The following is a 23,042-nucleotide window of genomic DNA, read 5'->3' as shown; positions in this document are numbered from 1 at the left end:
CGGATCGGTGATCGGGACCGGTGATCGGGACCGGTGATCGGGACCGGTGATCGGATCCGTGATCGAGGTCCGTGATCGGGATCCGTGATCGGTGCTGCGGGATGCCTGATCCGTGATCGGCACTCCGGCCGGATCTCTGCCCATGACCGCACACATCCCGGGCTCCCGCCACCGGGAGCGGCGGCAGACGGCCGAGGGCCCCGCGGTCCGTGCCCGCGGGGCCCCCTTCCCATGCTCAGGGGCGTCAGCCCATGAACTTCTTGAACTCGTCCGGGAGCTCGAAGTCCTGGTTCCCGCCACCCGCCGGCAGCCCGAAGGCGTTGCCCTGAGCGGCCGCCTGCTCGCGGCGGGCGGCGGCCGCCTGCTCGTCGGCCTTGCGCTTCATCGGGTTACCGCTCTTGCGCTTGCCCTTGGCCTGCTTCTGCTGCTTCTTCTGGCGGCCGGGACCGCCACCCATGCCCGGGATCCCCGGCATGCCGGGCATGCCGCCGCCCTGGGCCATCCGGGACATCATCTTGCGGGCCTCGAAGAACCGCTCGACCAGGTTCTTCACCGCGCTGACGTCGACACCCGAACCCTTGGCGACACGGGCCCGGCGCGAGCCGTTGAGGATCGTCGGGTCCTGGCGCTCGGCAGGGGTCATCGACTTGATGATCGCGGCCGTGCGGTCCACGTCGCGCTCGTCGATGTTGTTGATCTGGTCCTTGATCTGGCCCATGCCGGGCAGCATGCCGAGCAGCTTGGAGATGGAGCCCATCTTCCGCACCTGCTCCATCTGCGCCAGGAAGTCGTCGAGCGTGAAGTCCTTGCCCTTGCTGCTCGCCAGCTTGGAGGCCATCTTGGCGGCCTCTTCCTGGCTGAAGGTCTGCTCGGCCTTCTCGATGAGCGAGAGCATGTCGCCCATGCCGAGGATGCGGGACGCCATGCGGTCCGGGTGGAACGCGTCGAACTCGTCCAGCTTCTCGCCGTTGGAGGCGAACATGATCTGCTTGCCGGTGACGTGCGCGATGGAGAGCGCGGCACCACCGCGGGCGTCGCCGTCGAGCTTGGAGAGGACGACGCCGTCGAAGCCGACGCCGTCGCGGAAGGCCTCCGCCGTGTTGACGGCGTCCTGACCGATCATCGCGTCGACGACGAAGAGGACCTCGTCGGGGCTGACCGCGTCGCGGATGTCCGCGGCCTGCTGCATCATCTCCTGGTCGATACCGAGGCGGCCCGCGGTGTCGACGATGACGATGTCGTGGACCTTCGTCTTCGCGTACTCGATCGACTCCTTGGCGACCTGCACCGGGTCGCCCACGCCGTTGCCCGGTTGGGGGCCGAAGAAGGCGACGCCCGCGCGCTCGGCGACCACGCCGAGCTGGGTGACGGCGTTGGGGCGCTGGAGGTCACAGGCGACGAGCAGCGGCGAGTGGCCCTGGCTCTTCAGCCAGAGACCGAGCTTTCCGGCCAGCGTCGTCTTACCGGCGCCCTGGAGACCGGCGAGCATGATCACGGTGGGCGGCTGCTTGGCGAAGCGCAGCCGGCGGGTCTCACCGCCGAGGATGCCGATGAGCTCCTCGTTGACGATCTTGATGACCTGCTGGGCCGGGTTCAGCGCCTGCGACACCTCGGCGCCGAGCGCCCGCTCCTTGATCTGCTTGATGAAGGCGCGGACGACGGGCAGTGCGACATCGGCCTCGAGCAGCGCGATACGGATCTCGCGCGCCGTGGCGTCGATGTCCGCCTCGGACAGGCGGCCCTTGCCCCGGAGGTTCTTGAATGTCGCTGCAAGGCGGTCGGAGAGGGTGTCGAACACGGTGGTCGCGGATCCTCAGGTCTCGGGGGCGGGCGGACAGATGTCTCCCCAGGGTATCCGGACGCGTGGGATGGGGTCTGCCCTGTCTCGTTCAGCGGCTCGGTCCGCCTCCGAGGCGCTTCAGCGTGCGTCGACGGCCGATCGTGCTCGGCCCCGCTCCGCCCCCGCTCGGCCCCTCGTACCCCGGGGCCTCCGCGCGCGAGCGGGGCCGATCGTGCTCGGCCCCGCTCGGCCCCTCGTACCCCGGGGCCTCCGCGCGTTCTCCCATGCGACGCCCGCGCGCCTCTTCGGCTCACCCGCCGAGCACGTCATCCGTCATCCCCGCAGCGCCGCCTCCAGCGTCCGGGCCACCTCGCCCGCCTCGCCCGTGGGCAGCGGCGCCCCTTCGGGGCCTGTGACGTAGAACGCATCGACCGCGTTGGCGCCCAGCGTCGACACATGCGCGCTGCGGACCCGCACGGCCGCCGATTCGAGCGCGTGGCCGATGCGGTGCAGCAGCCCGGGGGCGTCCTGGGCGCGGACCTCGATGACCGTGGCGAGGCGGGAGGCGGCGGAGGCGACCGTGACCCGCGGCGGTGGGGCCTTCACCCCGCGCCGGCGCGGATACGCCGCGTCCCGCTCGGCGAGCCGGGCCGGGATGTCCAGCGAACCGTCGAGGGCACGTACGAGGTCGGCGCGGAGCCGGGCCGCCTGCGGCAGCGATCCGTACGCTGCCGCGACCCGCCAGTTCAGCAGCAGGACGGAGCCGGGGCCCACCTCGCCCGGCAGGTCGACGGCGCGCAGGTCGGCGGCGCGGACGGTGAGCCGGTGCAGGGCGAGGACGCCCGCGACCGCGGGCAGCACACCCGGCTGGTCGGGCAGCGCGATCAGCAGCTCGACACCGACGGGCTCCGGTTCGGCGTCCGGCAGCGGGGTCTCGGCCTGGGCGTGCAGGGCGAGTACGGGACCACGGGTGCGGTGCGCCTCGATGGCGAGGCGCTCCTCCTCGGCACTGGGCGCCGCGGGCTCCGGCTCGGCTGAGCTCTCCCCCGCGAGTACCCCGGCGACCCGTTTGACCAGGTCGGCGACGAGGGAGCCGCGCCAGGCGGACCAGGCGGCGGGCCCGGTGGCCAGACCGTCGGCCTCGGTGAGCGCGTGCAGCAGCTCCAGCGTGCCCAGTGATCCCACGACGTCGGCGACGGCGCGCACGGTCGCCGGGTCGTCGAGGTCGCGCCGGGTCGCGGTCTCGATGAGCAGCAGGTGGTGGCGTACGAGCGTGGCGATGACGCCGACGTCGTGCTTGTCGAAGCCGACCCGGGCGGCCATGTCGCGGGCGATGGTCTCACCGGCCACGGAGTGGTCGCCCGGCCAGCCCTTGCCGATGTCGTGGAGGAGCGCGGCGACGAGGAGCAGGTCGGGACGGCCGACGCGCCGGGTGAGGGCCGAGGCGCGGACGGCGGCCTCGACGAGGTGCCGGTCGACGGTCCAGGTGTGCACGGCGTTGCGCTGGGGGCGGCAGCGCACGCGCTCCCAGTCCGGCAGCAGCCGGGTGATCAGGCCCTCGGCCTCCAGGGCCTCCCATACGGCGACGGTGGGCTCGCCGGCGCCGAGGAGCGTGACGAGTTCCTCGCGGGCCTCGGCCGGCCAGGGCACGGGCAACGGCTTGGCGGCCGCGGCGAGGTGGCGTACGGCGTGCAGCGACAGCGGCAGCCCGGACTGGGCCGCCGCGGCGGCCGCCCGCAGCGGCAGCACGGGGTCGCGCTCCGGCTTGGCGGTGCGGGCGAGGACGGCTTCGCCGTCCATCTCGACGACACCGTCGGCGAGCGGGGTGCGCTCCGGCTCTGGCCTGCGGCCGCCCGCGAACATGGCGCGCAGCCGGGGCCGCGCCGACCGTGCCTTGAGCACCCGGTTCACCTCGCGCCAGGTGACGTCGGAGGCGTACGAGACGGTCCGCGCGGCCTCGTACACCTGGCGCAGCAGGGCGTCGGCGTCCAGCAGGCCGAGTTCGCCGGCGACCTGGTCCTGCTCCTGCAGGGCGAGCCGGTCGGTGGCGCGGCCGGTGGTCAGGTGCAGGGCGTCGCGGGTGTCGAGGAGGACGCGGCGGGCGTCGGCGAGCCCTTCGCGGGGGGCGTCGGCGAGCCAGGAGGCGGCGACGGCGCGCAGGGCGGTGGCGTCGCGCAGGCCGCCACGGGCCTCCTTGAGATCGGGTTCCAGCAGGAACTGGAGCTCGCCCTGGCGTTCGGCCCGTTCGCGGCAGAGCTCGTCGAGCTCCGGGAGCCGCTTGGGGGCCTGGTTGCGCCAGTCGGCGAGGACGGCGCTGCGCAGCCCGGCGACGAGACCCAGGTCTCCGGCGATGCCCCGGGCGTCGAGGAGGCCGAGCTGCACCTTGAGGTCGTCGCCCGCGGTCCTGCGGGCCTCGGCGGGGGTGCGCACGGAGTGGTCGAGGGCCAGGCCGAGGTCCCAGACCGGGTACCAGATCCGGTCGGCGAGTGAGGCGACCGCGCCGCTGTCGGCGCTGCCGTCGTGCAGCAGGAGCAGGTCGAGGTCGCTGCGCGGGGAGAGTTCGCCGCGTCCGTACCCGCCGACGGCGACCAGCGCGGCGCCGCGGACTCCGAGGCTCTGCGCGGCTGTGGTGAACAGCGCGGAGAGCCAGTCGTCGGTCAGCCGGGCCAGGGCGGCACGGCGCGGCGGCCCGGACCGCGCCTTCTCCTGGAGGAGGCGCAGCCGGGCCGCCGCGTAGCCGCTGGGTCCCGAGTCTTCCGCTTCAGTGGTCACATCGAGGCTCGTCACCCAGCAACTCCCGTCTACAGCGCGTCCGGTCCGCGTTCGCCGGTCCGCACCCGGACCGCCGTCTCGACCGGCACGCTCCACACCTTGCCGTCACCGATCTTGCCGGTTCGGGCCGCCTTCACCACCACGTCGATGAGCTGTTCGGCGTCATCGTCCTCGACGAGCACCTCGATGCGGATCTTGGGGACGAGGTCCACGGTGTACTCGGCGCCCCGGTAGACCTCGGTGTGTCCGCGCTGCCGTCCGTAGCCGCTGGCCTCGGTGACCGTGAGTCCCTGGATGCCGAAGGCCTGGAGGGCCTCCTTGATCTCGTCCAGCCGGTGCGGCTTCACGACTGCGGTGATGAGCTTCATGCGTCCACCTTCTTGTTCTTCGGTGCGGCTGCCACGGTGTCGGCGGATGCGGGGGCTGCCTTGCGGGATCCGGCGCCGCCGCCCGCTCCGCTGAAGTCGTACGCGGTCTCGGCGTGCTCGATCTGGTCGATGCCGGAGATCTCGTCGTCCTCGGTGACCCTCATGCCGATCGTCTTGTCGAGGACGAGGGCGAGGAGCGCGGAGACGATCAGAGAGTAGGCGAGGACGGCGAACACGCCCACGGCCTGCTTGCCGAGCTGGTCGAGGCCGCCGCCGTAGAAGAGGCCCTTGGCGTCGGACTGGACACCGCCGGTGGCGAAGAAGCCGACGAGCAGGGAGCCGACGACACCGCCGACGAGGTGGACACCGACGACGTCGAGGGAGTCGTCGTAGCCGAACTTGTACTTCAGACCGACGGCCATGGCGCACAGCAGACCGGCGATGGCACCGACGGCGATGGCACCGAGCGGGCTGACCGAGCCGCCGGACGGGGTGATGGCCACGAGGCCCGCGACCGCACCGGAGGCGGCGCCGAGGGTGGTGAAGGAGCCGTGGCGGATCTTCTCGTAGGCGAGCCAGGCGAGCATCGCGGCGGCGGTGGCGACCTGCGTGTTGACGAACATCACCGCGCCGACGCCGTCGTCGTTGCCGAGCCAGGAGCCGGCGTTGAAGCCGAACCAGCCGAACCACAGCAGCCCGGCGCCGAGCATCACCAGCGGCAGGCTGTGCGGCCGCATCGGGTCCCTCTTGAAGCCGACGCGCTTGCCGATGACGAGGATCACGCCGAGGGCCGCGGCACCGGCGTTGATGTGGACGGCGGTACCGCCGGCGAAGTCGATGACGCCGAGCTCGAACAGCCAGCCGCCCGCGCCCCACACCCAGTGCGCGACCGGGAAGTAGACGACGGTGACCCACAGGGCGACGAACAGCGCCCAGGCGGTGAACTTGACCCGGTCCGCGAGCGCACCGCTGATCAGGGCGGGCGTGATGATCGCGAACATCAGCTGGAAGACGGCGAAGACGTACACCGGGATGGTGTAGCCGTCCCACAGCTGGGTCAGCCCGATGCCGCTCAGTCCGACGTAGTCGGAGCTCCAGCCGATGAGCGAGCCGGAGTCGGTGCCGAAGGCGAGGCTGAAGCCGTACAGCACCCAGAGGATCGTGACGATCCCGAGGCTGATGAAGCTCATCATCAGCATGTTGAGGGTGCTCTTGACCCTGACCATGCCTCCGTAGAAGAAGGCCAGGCCCGGCGTCATGAGCATCACCAGAGCGGAGCAGATGAGCATGAACCCGGTGTTGGCGGCAGACAGCTCGGGGGCGTCTGCGGCAAGCGTCGTGATGCCTGGAGGCATCGGCGTCTCCTCGTCGTCGTACGGCCTGTGCGGGGCTGAGCCGTGGCGGCTGGGGAACCGGTGCGGCTGGATAAGGGGTCGGCCGGTTATGCGCCCTGAGGTTGGCGCGCCGCCGTTTCCGACGATGCCGCACGATGTTTCGCCGCAGTGACGAAGAGGTCGGGCGTGTTACGCCCGAATGAACTGGAGGGTCACGAAAACATCACGCGCGTACCCTCCGCGGAGGTGTCCTCCGTGGCGCCCTGTGCCGGTCGCGACGGTCACCCGGTTGGCCTGGCGTGGGGGGCCGAGTCGGGCTTCCGGGGTGACCGCCGCGCCGGGCTCCGGGGGTGCCTGCCCGCTGTGGACGGCTTCCGCCGTCCCGGGTCAGACGGCTTCCGCCGTCTCGGGCAGCTGGGCGGTGAGCAGGTCGGTGAGCCGGGCGACCTCGGCGACGTCGCCGAAGTCCCTGGCCGCCGTGTCGACGGTCTTGCGGAGCCGGGTGTTGACCCGCTCGGAGCGGATCCGCTTGGCGATGTGCAGGGCCTGCTCGGCGAGGTGGGTGGACTGCTCGGGCTCCCTCTTCAGCAGATGCACGGTGGCCATGCCGATGAGGTTCAGTGCATACGAGCGCTGGTGCTCGCCGTCCTCGTGGAAGAGCTCCACGGCGCGCTCCATGACGGGCTCGGCGAGCGAGGCGTACGTGGGGCTGCGCCCCGCGACATAGGCGAGGTCGCGGTACGAGTGGGCGTTCTCGGCGTTGAGCTCGGCCTCGGAGAAGAAGCGGATCCAGTCGGGCTCGGGCTCGCCGCGCTCCTCGAGCGCGTCGGTGAAGGTGTCCTCGGCCATGCGGACGGCCCGCTTGGTCTTGCTGGGCTGGCCCATGCTGGCGTACGCCCGGGCCTCCATCGCATACAGCATCGCCTGGGTGCGCGGGGTGGCGCAGTCGCGGCTGCCGTACTGGGCGAGGTGGATGAGCTCCAGGGCGTCGTCGGGCCGGCCGAGGTGGATCATCTGGCGGCTCATGGACGAGAGGATGTACGAGCCGAGGGGCTTGTCGCCGGCTTCCTTGGCGGCGTGCAGAGCGAGGACGAAGTACTTCTGCGCGGTGGGCTGGAGGCCGACGTCGTAGCTCATCCAGCCGGCCAGCTCGGACAGTTCGGCGGCGCACTTGAAGAGCCGCATCGTGGTGGCCTCCGGGTGGGTCTCCTGGAGGAGGTCGGTCACCTCGTGGAGCTGGCCGATGACCGCCTTGCGGCGCAGCCCGCCGCCGCACTGGGCGTCCCACTGGCGGAACATCGCGGTGGTGGACTCCAGCAGGTCGAGCTCGGGCTTGGAGAGCCGGGAGGGGCGGCGCGGCGCGGAGGCCGCCTCGGGCGATCCCGCTTCGGCGGCGGGGCCGGGAACCAGCCAGCGCTGCATGGGCTCGATGAGGGCGGGGCCCGCGGAGAGCGCGAGCGAGGTGCCGAGGAAGCCGCGGCGGGCGAGCATGAGGTCGCTGCGCGAGAACTCGCTGAGCAGGGCGACGGTCTGCGGTCCGGCCCAGGGCAGATCGACTCCGGACACGGAGGGCGACTGGTGGGCGGTGCGCAGGCCCAGGTCCTCGACGGCGACGACACTGCCGAAGCGTTCGGAGAACAGCTCGGAGAGGATGCGCGGGATCGGCTCGCGCGGCTGCTCGCCGTCGAGCCAGCGCCGTACGCGCGAGGTGTCCGTGCTGATGTGGTGCGCGCCCATCTGGCGTGCCCTGCGGTTCACCTGCCGTGCGAGCTCGCCCTTGGACCAGCCGCTGCGCACGAACCACGAGCTCAGCTGCTCGTTCGGGCGCTTGCCGGTGGCCGTACCGTCTGCGCCGCTGCCGCTCACTGGAACGCCCCCATCCGATGCCGCCTTCGTGGCTGCCGTCGTCCTGCCGTCGTCTTGCTCTCGTACCGGCTCTGTCGTACTGACTCTGTCGTGCTGGTTGCACTGGTTGCTGTCGTACTGATTACCCAGGGCTGCTTACCCAGAGCAAGGCGCTGCATCACGCCGCCTTCGCGCGCGAACCGGTACCAGAATGCCGTCGGTCGCCGCTCCCCGTACGGGAGTTGCACTCCGTCGAACGGGAAATCGATTTGCCTCCGGCATACCCGCGAGTGCGGTGACTTCCGGGGTTCGTGCACTGAAAGTAATCCTACGATCACCGCTCCCGCCATGGCGATTCCAGAAACGCCACCATTCGCCACCCCTTCGAATGAACCGGCCGAGGCCTTCCCGCGATTCACTTGACATCGGGACGAGCAGGAGTGGGCGGAGCGTTGCGCGCCAGGGCGCGCAGACCGGGACGCACCACCCCGAGTGCCGCGGGGCGCCTTCGGGTCCGGGCAGGAACCGAAGATTTTGCGACTCTGCGTCACCGGGTCACTCCGGGTCGTAACCACCGGCGAGTTCGACCCGTTGGAGGGGGCATGGGCTTCACGATCGGCGGTTCCCGGGTCCGGGAGATCCGGCCAGGCTCACGGCGCCGCGGCCGCACGACAGAGGTCACGGCCGTGGCCGAGTACACAGGACTGTGGGGCTGGGACGTGGTCCCGGGCGCGCGGGCGTCGGCGGGGCAGTGCTCCTGCGGGGACGCCCGGTGCGAGGCCCCCGGGGCGCATCCGCTGGACTTCGCGCCCGAGCTGCCGGCCGGGTCGACGCTGGACGAGGCGGCGAAGGCATGGGCACAGGTGCCAGGTGCGGCGGTGCTGCTGCCGACGGGCCGCACCTTCGACGTGCTGGACGTGGCGCTCGCGGCGGGGCGCCGCGCGCTGGTCCGGCTGGAGCGCATGGGGCTCCCCCTGGGCCCGGTCAGCGCCACCCCGGCCGACCGCGCCCAGTTCTTCGTGGCGCCGGGCGCCGCGTCCGAGCTGCCCCAGCTCCTCTACCGGATGGGCTGGGACGACGCGGACCTCGACCTCCACTGCCTCGGCCCCGGCGCGCACATCACGGCTCCGCCCTCCGACCACGCGGGCCTGGGCCCGGTGCACTGGCTTCGCCCGCCATCCCTGGACACCACGGCCACCCCGCCGCAGGCCCGCCTCCTGCTCGGCACCCTGGCGTACATCTGCCACCGCTCGGCGGTCTGAAGGCCCCGCGACACCCCCGGCACGCACCACATCTACGGCACCCACGGCACCCACGGCACCCACCGCGAACGACCCGGCCCCGCGCTCGCCATCGTGAGCGCGGGGCCGGGTCGTTCGGCCGGGGAGCAGGCCCCCCTAGTCGCCGATCAGGGCGTCGACGAACGCCTCGGGCTCGAAGGGCGCCAGATCATCCGGGCCCTCGCCCAGGCCGACCAGCTTCACCGGAACGCCCAGCTCCCGCTGGACCGCGACGACGATGCCGCCCTTGGCCGTGCCGTCGAGCTTGGTCAGCACGATGCCGGTGATGTCCACGACCTCGGCGAAGACCCGCGCCTGGACCAGGCCGTTCTGGCCGGTCGTCGCGTCGAGGACCAGCAGCACCTCGTCCAGCGGGCCGTGCTTCTCCACGACGCGCTTGACCTTGCCGAGCTCGTCCATCAGGCCGGTCTTCGTGTGGAGGCGGCCCGCCGTGTCGATCAGCACGACATCGGCCCCCTCGGCGATGCCCTCCTTGACCGCGTCGAAGGCGATCGACGCCGGGTCGCCGCCCTCCGGGCCGCGTACCGTACGCGCGCCGACGCGCTCGCCCCACGTCTGGAGCTGATCGGCCGCCGCCGCCCGGAAGGTGTCGGCGGCGCCGAGCACCACCGACCGGCCGTCGGCCACCAGGACCCGCGCCAGCTTGCCCGTCGTCGTGGTCTTGCCGGTGCCGTTGACGCCGACCACCATGACGACGCCCGGGGTGTCGAGGCCGCTCTCGGTCTTCACCGCGCGGTCGAAGTCCGTGCCCACCAGTTGCAGCAGCTCGTCGCGGAGCAGCCCGCGCAGTTCGTCGGGCGTGCGGGTGCCCAGCACCTTCACACGCTCACGCAGGTGCTCGACCAGCTCCTGCGTCGGCGCGACACCGATGTCCGCGGTGAGGAGGGTGTCCTCGATCTCCTCCCACGTCTCCTCGTCGAGGTGTTCGCGCGAGAGCAGGGTCAGCAGCCCCTTGCCGAGCGCGTTCTGCGAGCGGGCCAGCCGGGCGCGGAGTCGTACGAGACGGCCCGCGGTCGGTTCCGGGACCTCGATCGCGGGAGCCGCGGGCTCCTCGACGACCGGCTCATCGACCGCGACCGGGGCTTCGGGCGCCTCCTCCGCGGTGGGGAGGTCGACCTCCTCGATGGTGCGGCGCGGTTCCTCCCGCGGGGTCTCCGCCTCCTCGCCGACGTGCGGCTCGGCGGGCGGAGCGGTGATGGTCGGCGTGCTCGACGGCGGGGACGGCGGCAGCTGCTTCTTCCGGCGGCTGCCGATCACGAGCCCGCTGATCGCGCCGACCGCGACCAGAGCGATGACTACAGCAAGGATGACGATTTCCATAACCCACCCAGTATCGGCCACGCCCGGCACCGAAAAGCGTTCTCAGAGGATCACACAAGATTCGAGCCGGGGATTTGCTCCTTTTGGGGGGAACGTACGATAGTTGAGTTTCTCCCCCACCCGTACGGAGCCTCTTCCATGCCCCACGCCTCCGAATCCGAAGGCGCGATAGAGACCCGCGGCCTCGAGCCCGTCCCCGATGACGAGCGCACCGGCCACGTCCGCGAACTCTTCCCCACCTGGGTCGCCGCGAACATCAGTGTGCTGCTGCTCACGATGGGCGCCGGGATGATCGTCTTCAACGGCCTCAACATCTGGCAGGTCCTGGTCGTCGGCGTCACGGCACCGGTGATCTCGTACGGGATCGTCGGACTGATCTCCCTCGCCGGAAAGCGCGGCGGCTCCCCGGGCATGGCGCTCTCCCGCGCGGTGTTCGGCCAGCGCGGCAACCTCTTCCCCGGCTCCCTGATCTGGGTGGCCCGCTGGGGCTGGGAGACGATCAACGCCGTCACCGGCGCCTACGCGCTGCTGACCGTGCTCGATCTGCTCTTCGGCATCGAGTCGAACACCGCACTGATCGTCGTCGCACTGCTCCTCTTCGTCGCGGCGACGTTCCTGGTCTCCGGGCTCGGCATCAACGCCCTGCGCGTGTGCAGCAAGTGGTCGACCTATCTCTTCGGCGCCTTCTCGGTGCTCGTGCTCGGCTATCTCGTCACCCACACCGACTGGTCGGCCGTCCTCGCCAAGCCGGCGGGTTCCACGGCCATGATGATCGCCGGCATCGGCACCATCGCGGCGGGCGGGATCAGCTGGGTGCCCTCGGGGCCGGACTTCACCCGCTATCTGCCGCGCACCGCGTCGAACCGCGCGGTGGTCGGCTCGACCGTCGGCGGCGCCGGCATCGTCGTGCTTCCGATGGTGCTGATGGGCGCGGTGATGGCGGTGGCCACCCCCGACCTGGCCTCGGCCCAGGACCCCGTGTCGTTCATCGGCGAGCTGCTGCCCGCCTGGATCTCGGTGCCGTATCTGCTGATCGCGCTCATCGGCATGCTGCTGATCAACTCGATGTCCATGTACTCGGCCGGCTTCACCGCGCAGACGCTGGGCATCAATGTGCCGCGCGCCTGGGCGGTCAGCGTGAACGCGGTCATCTCGCTCGTCTTCGGCTTCCTGCTGATGGTGGTGGCGACCAGTTTCATCGGCTCGTTCATCTCCTTCCTGACGCTGCTGGCCGTGGCGTTCTCGGCGTGGATCGGCGTCTTCGGCATCGACATGCTGCGCCGGCGCACGTACGACGGCGAGGCCCTGATGGACACCACCCGCACCAGCGCCTACTGGTACCGCGGCGGCTTCGCCTGGCAGGCGATGGCCGCCTGGGGCACGGCGCTCGTCGTCGGTCTGCTCTTCACCAAGGTCGACTGGTTCGCGGGCCCGCTGGCCCCGTCGTGGATCGGCGAGAACGGCCTGGGCTGGGCCGCGACGATCGTGATCGCCGCGGGCCTGTACGCGTTCCTGCCGCGCGAGAGCGCCTCCGTCACCACCCCGGCGCCCGTGGAAGAGCGCGAGCCCGAGACCGTTCCCATCTGACGCTGCGTCAGCTAACGTCCCCCCTCGCCACGCTCGCACCCGGCGGAGGGGGACGTTTCGTCATGGCCTTCACAGTCGTCCGGTTCAACCTCGTCGACCCCGCGGCGACCCCCGAGACCCTGGCGGCCCGCTACCGGGCCGCCGTCGAGATGGCGGCGTACGCGGACGAGCAGGGCGTCGACACCGTCCAGACCGAGGAGCACCACGGGGCCGCCAACAACTGGCTGCCCTCCCCCTTCGCCTTCGCGGGCGCGGTCTTCGGCGCGACACGGCGGATCGCGGTCACCGTCTCGGCGGTCATCGGCCCGCTGCACGACCCGCTGCGGCTCGCCGAGGACATCGCCGTACTCGACCTGCTGAGCCGGGGACGGCTGGTCACGGTCGCGGGCATCGGCTACCGGCCGGAGGAGTACGCGGCCCACGGCGTCGACTGGAAGCGGCGCGGCGCGCTCCAGGACGAGCTCCTGGAGACCCTGCTGGCGGCGTGGACCGGCGAGGAGTTCGCCTTCCGGGGGCGTACGGTACGGGTCACTCCGCGCCCGTACACCCAGCCGCACCCGATGCTGCTCGTCGGCGGATCCTCGAAGCCCGCGGCCCGCCGCGCCGCCCGCCTGGGGCTGCCGTTCTTCCCGAGCGCCCATCTGCCGGAGCTGGAGGCGTACTACCACCGGCTGCGCGAGGAGTACGGGACGGACGGATTCTGCATGATGCCGGCGGCCGAGACGCCGCTGCTGCACATCGCGGAGGACCCGGACGAGACCTGGGCGCGGTACGGGGAGCACTTCCTGCACGAGGCGCGGACGTACGCCTCCTGGCAGTCCGGCGACATCCGTTCGGCGGTGAAGTCGGCCGCGACGACGGTGGCGGAGCTGCGGGCGGAGGGGGTCTACCGGGTGGTGACGCCGCAGGAGTGCGTGGCGCTGGGCGCCGACAGCCTCGTCCTGCACCCGCTGTGCGGCGGGATGCCGCTGGACGAGGGCCGGCGCAGTCTGCAACTGCTCTGCGAACAGGTACTGCCCCGGCTCAAGGGCTGAAGCAGCCGGGCAGCCGGGGCAGTTCCGTGGCCTGAGGCGGCCGAGAGGAGAGGGGCAGCGGGGTTTAGCCCATCTCCTCCAACGCCTTGCCCTTCGTCTCCGGCACCCACTTGAGGATGAACGGGATCGAGAGCACGGCGAAGATCGTGTAGATGACGTACGCGCCCGACAGGTTCCAGTCCGAGAGGGACGGGAACGTCACGGTGATCAGCCAGTTGGCGAGCCACTGGGCCGACGCGGCGATACCCAGCGCGGCGGCGCGGATCCTGCCGGGGAACATCTCGCCGAGCAGCACCCACACCACGACGCCCCAGGAGAGCGCGAAGAAGAGCACGAAGAAGTTGGCGGCGAAGAGCGCCACGGTGCCCTGGAGGCCGGGCAGCGAGACCGCGTCACCGACCCCGGTCTTGTACGAGAAGGCCCAGGCGGCCAGGCCCAGCGAGAGCGCCATGCCGACGGAGCCGATGAGCGCGAGCGGCTTGCGGCCGATCCGGTCGACGAGGACCATCGCGATCACCGTACCGATGATGTTCACGATCGACGTCTCGAAGGCGTAGAAGAACGAGCTCTCCGGGTTGATGCCGACCGACTGCCACAGCGAGGAGCTGTAGTAGAAGATCACGTTGATGCCGACGAGCTGCTGGAAGACCGAGAGGCCGATGCCGATCCAGACGATCGGCAGGAAGAGGAACTTGCCGCCGAGCAGGTCCTTGAAGGTGGGCTTCTGCTCGTGGTGCATGTTGTGCTCGATCTCGGCGACCCGGGTGTCCAGGTTCACGTCCTTGCCCTCGACGTCGCGGAGCACCTTGCGGGCCTCGTCACGACGCCCGACGGAGAGCAGGTAGCGGGGCGACTCGGGGATCACGAAGGACAGCAGCCCGTAGAGCACGGCGGGGATCACCATGATGCCGAGCATCCACTGCCAGGCTTCGAGGCCGCCGATCCTGCCGCGCTGCTCACCGTTGGCGAGGTTGAGCACGCCCCAGTTGACCAGCTGGGAGATGGCGATGCCCGTGACGATGGCGGCCTGCTGGAAGGAGGCGAGGCGGCCGCGGTACGCGGACGGGGAGACCTCGGCGATGTAGGCCGGGGCGATGACCGAGGCCATGCCGATGGCGATGCCGCCGATGACGCGCCACATGGCGAGGTCCCAGAGGGCGAACGGCAGCGCCGAGCCCAGGGCGCTCGCGGTGAACAGCACGGAGGCGATCTGCATGACGCGGATCCGGCCGATGCGGTCGGCGATCCGGCCGGCGGTGGCCGCGCCGATGGCGCAGCCGATCAACGCGGCGGCGATGACCTGGGCCAGAGCCTCGGAACCGACGTCGAAGCGATCCCGGATCGCCACGACGGCTCCGTTGATCACTGCGCTGTCGTAGCCGAAGAGGAAGCCTCCCATCGCGGCCGCGGCCGCGATGAAGATGACATGGCTGAGGTGCTCGGGCCTGGCCTTCCGGCCTTCAGGCTGCACCTGCGAGGTGCTGGTCACATGTACTCCTGGGGCCGCCCGGCAGCGGCGCCGGACGTGGGGGGCGAGCACTTCAAGTGGCGCACAAGATCACGCCGCCCACCACTTGAAGGTAAAAGCAACGTTGCAGAGACTATGCGTTCAAGTTTCGAAGTCAAGAGTGGGGTTCACGCCCACCGTGGGATGGCCTGCCATCGGTTGACTTCAAGTTTTGAAGATTGTGGGGAGGTGAAGTGACCGAGACCGGTCAGCGAAGCCGCTGGCTGATGACCTTGGACACGCCGTCACCCTGCATGGACACGCCGTACAGCGCGTCCGCGACCTCCATGGTCCGCTTCTGGTGCGTGATGACGATGAGCTGCGAACTCTCCTGCAGCTCCTGCATGATCCGGATCAGCCGCTGGAGATTGGTGTCGTCCAGCGCCGCCTCGACCTCGTCCATGACGTAGAACGGACTGGGCCGCGCCTTGAAGATCGACACCAGCATGGCCACGGCCGTCAGCGAGCGCTCGCCACCGGACAGCAGCGACAGCCGCTTGACCTTCTTGCCGGGCGGGCGGGCCTCGACGTCGACACCCGTGGTCAGCATGTTGTCGGGGTCGGTCAGGATGAGCCGCCCGTCGCCTCCCGGGAAGAGCCGTGAGAAGACCCCCTCGAACTCACGAGCGGTGTCCCGGTACGCCTCCGTGAACACCTGCTCGACGCGCTCGTCGACCTCCTTCACCACCTGGAGGAGATCGGCGCGGGTCTTCTTCAGGTCTTCGAGCTGCTCGGAGAGGAACTTGTGGCGTTCCTCCAGCGCCGCGAACTCCTCCAGGGCGAGCGGATTCACCTTTCCGAGCTGCTGGTACGCCCGTTCGGCGGACTTGAGCCGCTTCTCCTGCTCCGCGCGGACGAACGGCCGCGGCTGGTTGCGCGGGTGCTCGGGGTCCTCCGGCAGCTCCTCGCCCTCGGCGGGCAGGGAGGGCGGTACGAGCTCACCGGGTCCGTAGTCGGCGACCAGACCCGCGGGCTCGACCCCGAGCTCCTCCAGGGCCCTGGTCTCCAGCTGCTCGATCCGCAGGCGCTTCTCGGCCCCGAGCACCTCGCCGCGGTGGACGGAGTCGGTGAGCTTGTCGAGCTCGCTCTTGAGCTCCCGGCCCTCGTTGCGGGCCGCGGACAACTCCTGCTCGCGGGCCGACTTGGCGGCTTCCGCGGCCGCCCGCTCCCTTTCAGCCCGTACGACGGAGACTTCGACGTGCGCGAGGAGCTGACGGGCTCCGCCGGCCACGGCCTCGGCCACCGCCGCCTCGTGGCGTAGCCGGGCACGGCGCTGCTCGGCCCGCGCCCGCGCCTCGCGCTCGGCGCGCGCCCCGCGGTCGAGCGCGTCGGCGCGGCCCGCGAGCCCCTTGACCCGCTCCTCGTGGGTACGGACCTGGAGCCGGGCCTCCATCTCGGTCTGGCGGGCGTTGGCACCGTCGGCCGCGAGCCGGTCCCGCACGGACGTGTCCGGCTCCTCCTCGACGGGTGTCTCCTCGGCGACGGCGAGCCGCTCGGCAAGCTCCTCGGCCTCGAACAGCGCCTTCTCCAGCGCCTCCTGGGCCCGCGCCGCGGCGGCGGCGGTCCGCTCGGCCTCACCGGCGGCGCCGCGCGCCTGCCCGGCGAGCCGCCCCAGCTGCTGGGCGAACCCCGCCTTCTCCTTCTCGGCCGCGCGCCGCCGCTCGCCCAGCTCCTCGACCGCCGCGGCGCGCGCGGCGCGCCGCTCGGCGGCCTCGTGCTGCTCCCCGGCGAGCTCCTCGCACCGTACGGCGAGCTCCTCCAGCTGGGCGGCGGCCTCGTCGACCGACGCCTGCACCTCCAGGAGACTCGGCGCGCCGGCGGACCCGCCGTGCGCGAAGTGTGCCCCGAGCACATCCCCCTCCGCGGTGACGGCGGTCAGCGCGGGCCTTGCCTGCACGAGATCCTCGGCGTCCTCCAGCGTTCCGACGACCACCATGTCCCGCACGAGCCGCTCCACGGCGGGCATCAGCTCCACGGGCCCCCGCACCAGGTCGGCGACGCGCGGCACTGCGCCGCTCCCCCCGTCGGCGGTGCCCGGCGCGGCGTCCTGCCGGGGCGCGGGGTGGGATCCGCCCTGTGCGGGGACGGAGAGCAGCAGCGACGCGCGGCCCGCGTCCTGTTTACGGAGGAGGCGGATCGCCTCCGCGGCGGTGGAAGGGTCGCGTACCGCGATCGCGTCGGCGGCCGCGCCGAGTGCGGCGGCGACGGGGATCTCGTAGCCGGGGGTGACCGTGAGGAGTTCGGCGGCGGGGCCGAGCAGGCCGGTGAGGGCGTCCCGGGCCGAGAGCAGCGCGCCCGTGCCGTCCTTGCGGCGCAGACCCTGGGCGAGCGCCTCGTGTCGGGCGGCGAGGGCGGCGCGCTTGCGCTCGGCGGTCGTGGCGGCCTCGCGCGCCGCTGACAACGCCGCCTCGGCCTCCGCCCTTTCGCGCTTGGCCGCGTCGTGCTGCTCCGCGAGCGTCGAGTCGTCCGCGTCGAGGCCGTCGACCTCGGCCTTCAGCTGCTCGTATTCCTCCTGTGCCGCACTCGCCCGCTCCTTGGCCTCGTCGCGGGCCGCGGCCAGCCGGCCGATCTCCGCCTGGGCCGATGCCGCTCGCGAACGGGCGGCGTTGGCCTGCCCGTTCAGCCGGGCGAGCCCTTCGCGCCGGTCGGCGATGGCCCTGGCCACGTCCTTGAGCCGACGCTCCTCGGCCGTCAGCTCGCGCTCCAGTTCGGCGCGGTGCGCGACGGTGTCGTCCAGCGCCCGCTCCGCCGCCTCCAGCGCGGCCTCCAGCTCCGCTTCCTGCTCCCGGATCCGGGCGGCCTCGCGCTCCATGTCCTCGGGGTCGCGGCCGCGCCGCTCCTCGGTGGGCGCGGAGGTCGCGCTCTTCACCCGTGCGTCGGCCAGCGACACCGTGCCCCGCACCCGCTCGGCCAGCTGCGACAGCTCGTACCAGGTCTGCTGCGCCCGCTGGAGCCGCGGCGCCAGCCGCCGCACCTCGTCCTCCAGCGCCGCCTCCCGTGCCTGCGCCGCCTTGAGCTCCGTCTCCGCGGTGTCCTTGCGCTGCTTCAGCGCAGCCTCGTCGGCGATCTCGGACTTCAGTGCCTCCCGCATCCGCACGAGATCGTCGGCGAGCAGGCGCAGCCGGGCATCGCGCAGATCGGCCTGGATGACCGCCGCCCGGCGTGCCACCGCGGCCTGCCGCCCGAGCGGCTTCAACTGCCGCCGCAGCTCGTCGGTCAGGTCCTGGACGCGCGCGAGGTTCGCCTGCATCGCGTCCAGCTTCCGCAGCGCCTTCTCCTTGCGCTTGCGGTGCTTGAGGACTCCGGCGGCCTCTTCGATGAATGCCCTGCGGCCCATGGGATCCGCGTGCAGTACGGAGTCGAGCTGCCCCTGCCCGACGATGACGTGCATCTCGCGTCCGATTCCGGAGTCGGAGAGCAGTTCCTGAATATCCAGCAGCCGGCAGGTGTCGCCGTTGATCTGGTATTCGCTGCCGCCGTTGCGGAACATGATCCGCGTGATCGTGACCTCGGCGTACTCGATCGGCAGCGCCCCGTCGGAGTTGTCGATCGTCAGCGACACCTCGGCGCGCCCGAGAGGCGGGCGCCCGGTCGTGCCGGCGAAGATGACGTCCTCCATCTTGCCGCCGCGCAGTGATTTCGCGCCCTGCTCACCCATGACCCAGGACAGCGCGTCCACCACATTGGACTTGCCCGAGCCGTTCGGCCCCACGACACACGTGATGCCCGGCTCGAAACGCAGCGTCGTGGCGGACGCGAAGGATTTGAACCCACGCAGGGTCAGGGCCTTGAGATGCACGCCCGAGGACTCTACCTTCCGGTCTCGGTTTCACCTATGAGGGTGCAGGGCAGATCAGACGGTAAAGCACGGTGAACGCAGCCCAACAGCGGGGGGACAAAGGGGGAATCGAGGAGGGGGACAAAAAAGAAGGGACGCCGAAGCGTCCCTTGCATACGTGCCTTGCGAGAGTGTTTCTCACCTGATCCCACTGGGTGTGGTTCCCCAGGGGTACTGCATCAGGTGAGTGCCGGCTCGCCCTTGGGTACGTCGATGTCGATGCCTTCGAGCAGCGACTCGCCATGGTGCTGTGCGGCGGCAGCGCTCAGCGCGTCGTTCTCGGACTGGATCCGTACGAGCTCGGACTCCAGGTCCTGGACGCGCTGCTGAAGCCGTCGCATCTCGGCGAGAAGTCGCGGGTCGGAACCGCCGACGTAACCGAGAAGCGCCTTTGCCATGATGGATGGTCCTCCACACTGAGTGACCGACCGATGCGGTGTGGGTCGTGAGGGATTCGCACCCGCGGTGCTCGGCAGCGCTTGTCAAGACTGCGGTTCGTACTGCCAAACAGCTAAGGTGCGCGGGGCTTCCAGCGTCTCACCAAAAAGTTTGACGGTCAACACGATCACGCCCCGCATCAACGGACGACCCGGGGGCACACCACCGTCGAAACCACGGCAGCGGCTCTCCTTCGGGGCCCTGGGGGCGTGGAGATCATCGCTACTGCCGCAGCCTGGCACGGCAGGCCCCTTATTGGCAACCACCAGGCCGTTTTCATCGAACGCGCGTGCAATCGGCAGTCATCTGAACACATCGCGTGGCCACGGGGCGGTGCCCGGCGAGGACCTCGTTCAGCGGATCGCAAAGCCCGCGTAACCGCCGCGCGGATCACCCCAGATCTCGGTGACACCGTCCACTCTCCCGGGCGTGTCGGACGAGCGGAGCCACGCCAGCAGACGGTGGCAATTCTCACGTGGCCCTTCCGCCACAACCTGCACCCGGCCGTCGTCGAGATTGAGGGCGAAACCGTACAGACTGCCGATCTCCAAAGCGTTTGCCCTGGTGAACCAGCGAAAGCCCACTCCCTGTACTCGGCCGCGTACCCACGCGGTGAGCCGTGCGTGTTCGTTCATGCGCGAAAAATACACGGCAGCCAATTGAGCAATTGCCGCGGGACCGCTTCATGCTCTTCCGTCTTCGCGTACAGTCCCGACGCAATGAACTTCACTCATTCGGATGAGTGTCGTGTGCTGTCGAGTCGAGAGAGGGCGAGCGGATGGGACGCCACCGCCTGAAGAAGCGGGTCTCCGTGCCCGTACGCACCGGGCTGCTCGGGGTCTCCGCCGCCGTGGCGGTGGGCGCCGTTGCCGTGGCTTCCGGTCTGGTGCCGGGCGGCGAGAAGCTCATCGTGGGCGGGAGCAGCAACAGCGCCCAGCAGGTGCGTGAGTCGGCCTCCGGCCGGCTGGACGCGCAAGGCGGCGCCTCCGCCACCCCCTCGGACCGCCCGTCCGCGGCGGTGACCCCGACGAGGGGCACGTCCGCGACGACGGGGACCAAGCCGTCCGCGTCGCCGTCGAAGCAGCCCACGAAGGCGCCCGAGGCGAAGAAGCCGGCGGCTCCCGTGAAGACGACGCCGGTGCAGAAGGCTCCGGCGGCGCCGGCCAAGCCGTCGAAGACCGCCACCAGGGCTCCTGAGCGCAAGGCCCCGCCCGCTCCCGTCAAGCCCGTCGAACCGATCCGTCCCAAGGCGCCGACCACCTCGGCCGCGATGGAGGCGGAGGTCCTGCGGATGGTGAACGAGGAGCGCGCCAAGGTGGGCTGCAGCCCGGTGCGTGCCGACTCCTCGCTGGCGGCGCTCGCCGGCGGGTTCAGCGCGGACATGGCGGCGCGCGGCTTCTTCGACCACACCGACCCGGACGGCGACGACCCCTGGGAGCGGGCGGCCCAGGCCGGTGTCGGCGCTCTCGGCGGCGAGAACATCGCCCGTGGCCAGGCCGACGCCGAGACGGTGATGCGGTCCTGGATGAACAGCGACGGCCACCGTGCGAACATCGTCAACTGCGAGTACCGGACGCTCGGTGTGGGCGTGTACTTCGCGGACGGCGGTCCCTGGTGGACCCAGGACTTCGGCTTCTGAGATTTCCGCGGGTCAGCGACGCGTCAGCTTTCCTGGGCCGTCTCGGCGCCGTTGTCGGCGACCGGGGCGGCCCGGACTGCATCCACAGGGGCCCGCGTACGCGTCTGCGTACGCGTCTGCGTACGCGTCTCGCTCGACGGCATCAAGTGTGTGCTCAGCCGCGACTCGGCAGCGTCAGTGAGAGCCCGCCTCACGCGAGTCCGTGTCTCCTCCGGAAAGTCGGAGACCAGGTCGAGCACTCGCGCGCGGTCGCCGGGCGAAACGAGCGCGGGGTCTTCGAGATCCCCGATCCAGTCGGCGAGCGTCTCGATGGCGAGGCCGTGCTCACCGGCCGTGAGGAAGTCGAGCACGTCCCAACGCCCGAGGTCTGAGTCAGAGGCCACGAGGGACTCGACCAGGACCCGTACGCGCTTCTCCCACGCTGCGTGTGACTGCACCATCTCAGCATCCTCGCAGGCGTGCCCCTTCCGCGCCCGGCCTCACGGTGCCGGACGGCTTTCGGAGCGCACTCCACAAGCGGTGGTCAGCGCTGTGCAGTACAGCTGTGCAGTACAGCTGTGCAGTACAGCAGCGGAGTACAGCAGCGGAGTACAGCAGTCATGGTGACCGCAGGCGACCGACACAGCGCCCGTGCGGAGCCGCACAGGCAGCCCAGCAGACCGCAGCGGCCGGCCCGCCCGTAGTTCGCATCGAGGGGCCCAAGGGGTTTCAGATTTTCGGAGTTCGGCGGTCTGCGCACGTCGAGAACGTGGCACCGGCTCCGTCCCAGGGACATCAGCGGCCACCACCGGCCGGACGAGGAGGAAGGGGAATCCAGCATGGCGATTCAGCGGATGGACAACGTCGGCATCGTCGTCGAGGACATGGATGCCGCCATCGCGTTCTTCGTGGAACTCGGTATGGAGCTGGAGGGCAGGGCAGAGGTCGAGGGCCTTTTCGCCGACCAGTGCACCGGACTCGACGGCGTCCGCTGTGACATCGCGATGGTCCGGACCCCGGACGGTCACAGCCGGCTCGAGCTGGCGAAGTACCGGAGCCCCGCGGTGATCAGCGTCGGGCCGCGCAACCGGCCGCACAACATTCTGGGCACGCACCGCGTCATGTTCGCCGTCGACGACATCGAGGACACCGTTGCCCGCCTGCGCCCTCACGGCGCCGAACTCGTCGGCGAGATCGCCCGGTTCGAGGACAGCTATCTGCTCTGCTACATCCGCGGCCCGGAGGGCATCATCGTCGGACTGGCCGAGCAACTGCGCTGAGGACCCGCCTGGCCTACGTCACCAAGGACGGAACCCCGCGCAACGTCTGAGCCCCAGGACCTGAGGGCTCGCAGGGCCTGAGGGCTCGCAGGGCCTGAGGCTTGCGCAACCCCGGCCCTACAGGGCCTTCGGCCTCGCCGGGCGCTGGCAGCGCGGGCAGAAGTAGCTGGACCGGTTCATCCAGGGGCGGCGGCGCATCGCGGTGCCGCAGCGGCGGCAGGGCTCGCCCTCGCGGCCGTAGGCGTCCAGGGAACGGTCGAAGTACCCGGACTCGCCGTTCACGTTCACGTAGAGGCTGTCGAAGCTGGTGCCGCCGGCGGCCAGGGCGGAGTTCATCACGTCCCGCACGTGTCCGAGCAGCTCGGCGGCCCGGGGCCGGGTCAGTCCGGTGGTCGGCCGGTCGTAGTGCAGCCTGGCGCGCCACAGGGCCTCGTCGGCGTAGATGTTCCCGACGCCGCTGATCAGTGACTGGTCGAGCAGGGCGCGCTTGACGGTCGTACGGCGCAGCCGCAGGGCGGTGGCGAACGCCGCGTCGTCGAACTTTGGATCGAGCGGGTCCCGCGCGATGTGCGCGATGGCGTCGGGGAGGCCGTCGGGGGTGGTGTCGTGCAGCGAGAGACCGCCGAAGGTGCGCTGGTCGACGAAGCGGAGCTCGGTGCCGAGGTCGTCCTCGAAGCGGATCCGGATCCTCAGGTGCTTCTCGTCCGCGGCGGCTTCCGGCTGGACGAGCAGCTGCCCGCTCATGCCGAGGTGGCCGAGGATCGCGGCGTCGCCGTCCGCGAGCGGCACCCAGAGGTACTTGCCCCGGCGTCCGGCGGCGGCGAGCCGGTGGCCCTTGAGGCGCGCGGCGAAATCCTCGCCGCCACCGATGTGGCGCCGCACGGCGCGGGGGTGGAGGACGGCCACGTCGGCGACGACTCGGCCGGTGACCCAGGTCTCGAGCCCGCGCCGGACGACTTCGACCTCGGGCAACTCGGGCACGGGGCTCCTCCGGAAGGCGTACGGGACGACGCCCGCAGC

At 71.0% G+C, this 23,042-nt stretch carries 17 protein-coding genes; 5 read left to right on the top strand and 12 right to left on the bottom strand.

The features are described from left to right. Positions 1-244: 244 nt before the first annotated feature. From ffh to KK483_RS25950, 5 genes are all read right to left on the bottom strand, one after another. Positions 245-1,798 carry a signal recognition particle protein gene (gene ffh, locus KK483_RS25970; RefSeq protein ID WP_262007630.1) on the bottom strand — a complete coding sequence of 518 codons (1,554 nt, stop codon included), beginning with the start codon at positions 1,796-1,798 and terminating at the stop codon, positions 245-247. 315 nt (positions 1,799-2,113) lie between these two features. Continuing rightward, positions 2,114-4,567 carry a [protein-PII] uridylyltransferase gene (locus tag KK483_RS25965; protein WP_262007629.1) on the bottom strand — a complete coding sequence of 818 codons (2,454 nt, stop codon included), beginning with the start codon at positions 4,565-4,567 and terminating at the stop codon, positions 2,114-2,116. Positions 4,568-4,581: 14 nt separating this feature from the next. Then, positions 4,582-4,920, bottom strand: a complete 339-nt coding sequence (locus KK483_RS25960; protein ID WP_242330074.1) for a P-II family nitrogen regulator — start codon at positions 4,918-4,920, stop codon at positions 4,582-4,584. Next, positions 4,917-6,275, bottom strand: coding sequence for an ammonium transporter (locus KK483_RS25955; RefSeq protein ID WP_262007628.1), 1,359 nt, complete (start codon positions 6,273-6,275; stop codon positions 4,917-4,919). The genes KK483_RS25960 and KK483_RS25955 overlap by 4 nt, the downstream gene beginning before the upstream one ends. A 366-nt stretch (positions 6,276-6,641) precedes the next feature. Next, entirely contained in the window at positions 6,642-8,120 is a 1,479-nt protein-coding gene (locus tag KK483_RS25950) for a hypothetical protein (protein ID WP_262007627.1), read from the bottom strand. Positions 8,121-8,701: 581 nt separating this feature from the next. On the opposite strand from KK483_RS25950, the gene KK483_RS25945 reads away from it, so the two are divergent. Then, the gene (locus KK483_RS25945; RefSeq protein ID WP_262007626.1) at positions 8,702-9,361 is read left to right on the top strand and encodes a bifunctional DNA primase/polymerase; all 660 of its coding nucleotides are present in this window, start codon (positions 8,702-8,704) and stop codon (positions 9,359-9,361) included. A gap of 135 nt (positions 9,362-9,496) precedes the next feature. Here KK483_RS25945 and ftsY read toward each other — a convergent pair whose 3' ends face one another. Further along, positions 9,497-10,720, bottom strand: coding sequence for a signal recognition particle-docking protein FtsY (gene ftsY / locus KK483_RS25940; RefSeq protein WP_262007625.1), 1,224 nt, complete (start codon positions 10,718-10,720; stop codon positions 9,497-9,499). Positions 10,721-10,858: 138 nt separating this feature from the next. On the opposite strand from ftsY, the gene KK483_RS25935 reads away from it, so the two are divergent. Both KK483_RS25935 and KK483_RS25930 read left to right on the top strand, forming a co-directional pair. Continuing rightward, positions 10,859-12,307 carry a cytosine permease gene (locus KK483_RS25935; RefSeq protein WP_262007624.1) on the top strand — a complete coding sequence of 483 codons (1,449 nt, stop codon included), beginning with the start codon at positions 10,859-10,861 and terminating at the stop codon, positions 12,305-12,307. Positions 12,308-12,369: 62 nt separating this feature from the next. Then, positions 12,370-13,341: an LLM class flavin-dependent oxidoreductase gene (locus KK483_RS25930; RefSeq protein ID WP_262007623.1), complete on the top strand. Its 972-nt coding sequence runs from the start codon at positions 12,370-12,372 to the stop codon at positions 13,339-13,341. 64 nt (positions 13,342-13,405) lie between these two features. Here KK483_RS25930 and KK483_RS25925 read toward each other — a convergent pair whose 3' ends face one another. The 4 genes from KK483_RS25925 to KK483_RS25910 all read right to left on the bottom strand — a co-directional run bounded on the left by KK483_RS25925 (position 13,406) and on the right by KK483_RS25910 (position 19,759). Next, the gene (locus tag KK483_RS25925; RefSeq protein ID WP_262007622.1) at positions 13,406-14,830 is read right to left on the bottom strand and encodes a sugar porter family MFS transporter; all 1,425 of its coding nucleotides are present in this window, start codon (positions 14,828-14,830) and stop codon (positions 13,406-13,408) included. A gap of 226 nt (positions 14,831-15,056) precedes the next feature. Continuing rightward, the gene (smc, locus tag KK483_RS25920; RefSeq protein ID WP_262007621.1) at positions 15,057-18,647 is read right to left on the bottom strand and encodes a chromosome segregation protein SMC; all 3,591 of its coding nucleotides are present in this window, start codon (positions 18,645-18,647) and stop codon (positions 15,057-15,059) included. Between the two features lie 218 nt (positions 18,648-18,865). After that, positions 18,866-19,084: a hypothetical protein gene (locus KK483_RS25915; protein ID WP_093653542.1), complete on the bottom strand. Its 219-nt coding sequence runs from the start codon at positions 19,082-19,084 to the stop codon at positions 18,866-18,868. A gap of 393 nt (positions 19,085-19,477) precedes the next feature. After that, entirely contained in the window at positions 19,478-19,759 is a 282-nt protein-coding gene (locus tag KK483_RS25910) for an acylphosphatase (RefSeq protein ID WP_262007620.1), read from the bottom strand. A gap of 143 nt (positions 19,760-19,902) precedes the next feature. Between KK483_RS25910 and KK483_RS25905 the strand changes: the two genes are divergently transcribed. Beyond that, positions 19,903-20,763, top strand: a complete 861-nt coding sequence (locus KK483_RS25905) for a CAP domain-containing protein (RefSeq protein WP_262007619.1) — start codon at positions 19,903-19,905, stop codon at positions 20,761-20,763. A 23-nt stretch (positions 20,764-20,786) separates the two neighbouring features. Here the strand turns inward: KK483_RS25905 and KK483_RS25900 are convergent, their stop codons facing one another. Then, entirely contained in the window at positions 20,787-21,203 is a 417-nt protein-coding gene (locus tag KK483_RS25900; protein WP_262007618.1) for a hypothetical protein, read from the bottom strand. Between the two features lie 378 nt (positions 21,204-21,581). Between KK483_RS25900 and KK483_RS25895 the strand changes: the two genes are divergently transcribed. Next, positions 21,582-22,022: a VOC family protein gene (locus KK483_RS25895; RefSeq protein ID WP_262007617.1), complete on the top strand. Its 441-nt coding sequence runs from the start codon at positions 21,582-21,584 to the stop codon at positions 22,020-22,022. A 117-nt stretch (positions 22,023-22,139) separates the two neighbouring features. On the opposite strand, the gene mutM is transcribed toward KK483_RS25895, so the two are convergent. Next, entirely contained in the window at positions 22,140-23,003 is an 864-nt protein-coding gene (gene mutM / locus KK483_RS25890; protein ID WP_262007616.1) for a bifunctional DNA-formamidopyrimidine glycosylase/DNA-(apurinic or apyrimidinic site) lyase, read from the bottom strand. Positions 23,004-23,042: the final 39 nt, after the last annotated feature.

Source organism: Streptomyces sp. FIT100, from assembly GCF_024584805.1.
In the GTDB taxonomy this organism is placed as follows: Bacteria; Actinomycetota; Actinomycetes; order Streptomycetales; family Streptomycetaceae; genus Streptomyces.
Note: the sequence above shows the minus strand (reverse complement) of the source record. Positions and strands in the feature narration are given on the sequence as shown.

Coding starts and splice junctions, on each gene's coding strand:
- KK483_RS25900 (WP_262007618.1), bottom strand. CDS start 21,203: ATGGTGCAGTCACACGCAGCGTGGGAGAAGCGCGTACGGGTCCTGGTC.
- KK483_RS25955 (WP_262007628.1), bottom strand. CDS start 6,275: ATGCCTCCAGGCATCACGACGCTTGCCGCAGACGCCCCCGAGCTGTCT.
- KK483_RS25960 (WP_242330074.1), bottom strand. CDS start 4,920: ATGAAGCTCATCACCGCAGTCGTGAAGCCGCACCGGCTGGACGAGATC.
- KK483_RS25910 (WP_262007620.1), bottom strand. CDS start 19,759: ATGAACGAACACGCACGGCTCACCGCGTGGGTACGCGGCCGAGTACAG.
- ftsY (WP_262007625.1), bottom strand. CDS start 10,720: ATGGAAATCGTCATCCTTGCTGTAGTCATCGCTCTGGTCGCGGTCGGC.
- KK483_RS25905 (WP_262007619.1), top strand. CDS start 19,903: ATGGGACGCCACCGCCTGAAGAAGCGGGTCTCCGTGCCCGTACGCACC.
- KK483_RS25935 (WP_262007624.1), top strand. CDS start 10,859: ATGCCCCACGCCTCCGAATCCGAAGGCGCGATAGAGACCCGCGGCCTC.
- KK483_RS25945 (WP_262007626.1), top strand. CDS start 8,702: ATGGGCTTCACGATCGGCGGTTCCCGGGTCCGGGAGATCCGGCCAGGC.
- KK483_RS25895 (WP_262007617.1), top strand. CDS start 21,582: ATGGCGATTCAGCGGATGGACAACGTCGGCATCGTCGTCGAGGACATG.
- KK483_RS25930 (WP_262007623.1), top strand. CDS start 12,370: ATGGCCTTCACAGTCGTCCGGTTCAACCTCGTCGACCCCGCGGCGACC.
- KK483_RS25915 (WP_093653542.1), bottom strand. CDS start 19,084: ATGGCAAAGGCGCTTCTCGGTTACGTCGGCGGTTCCGACCCGCGACTT.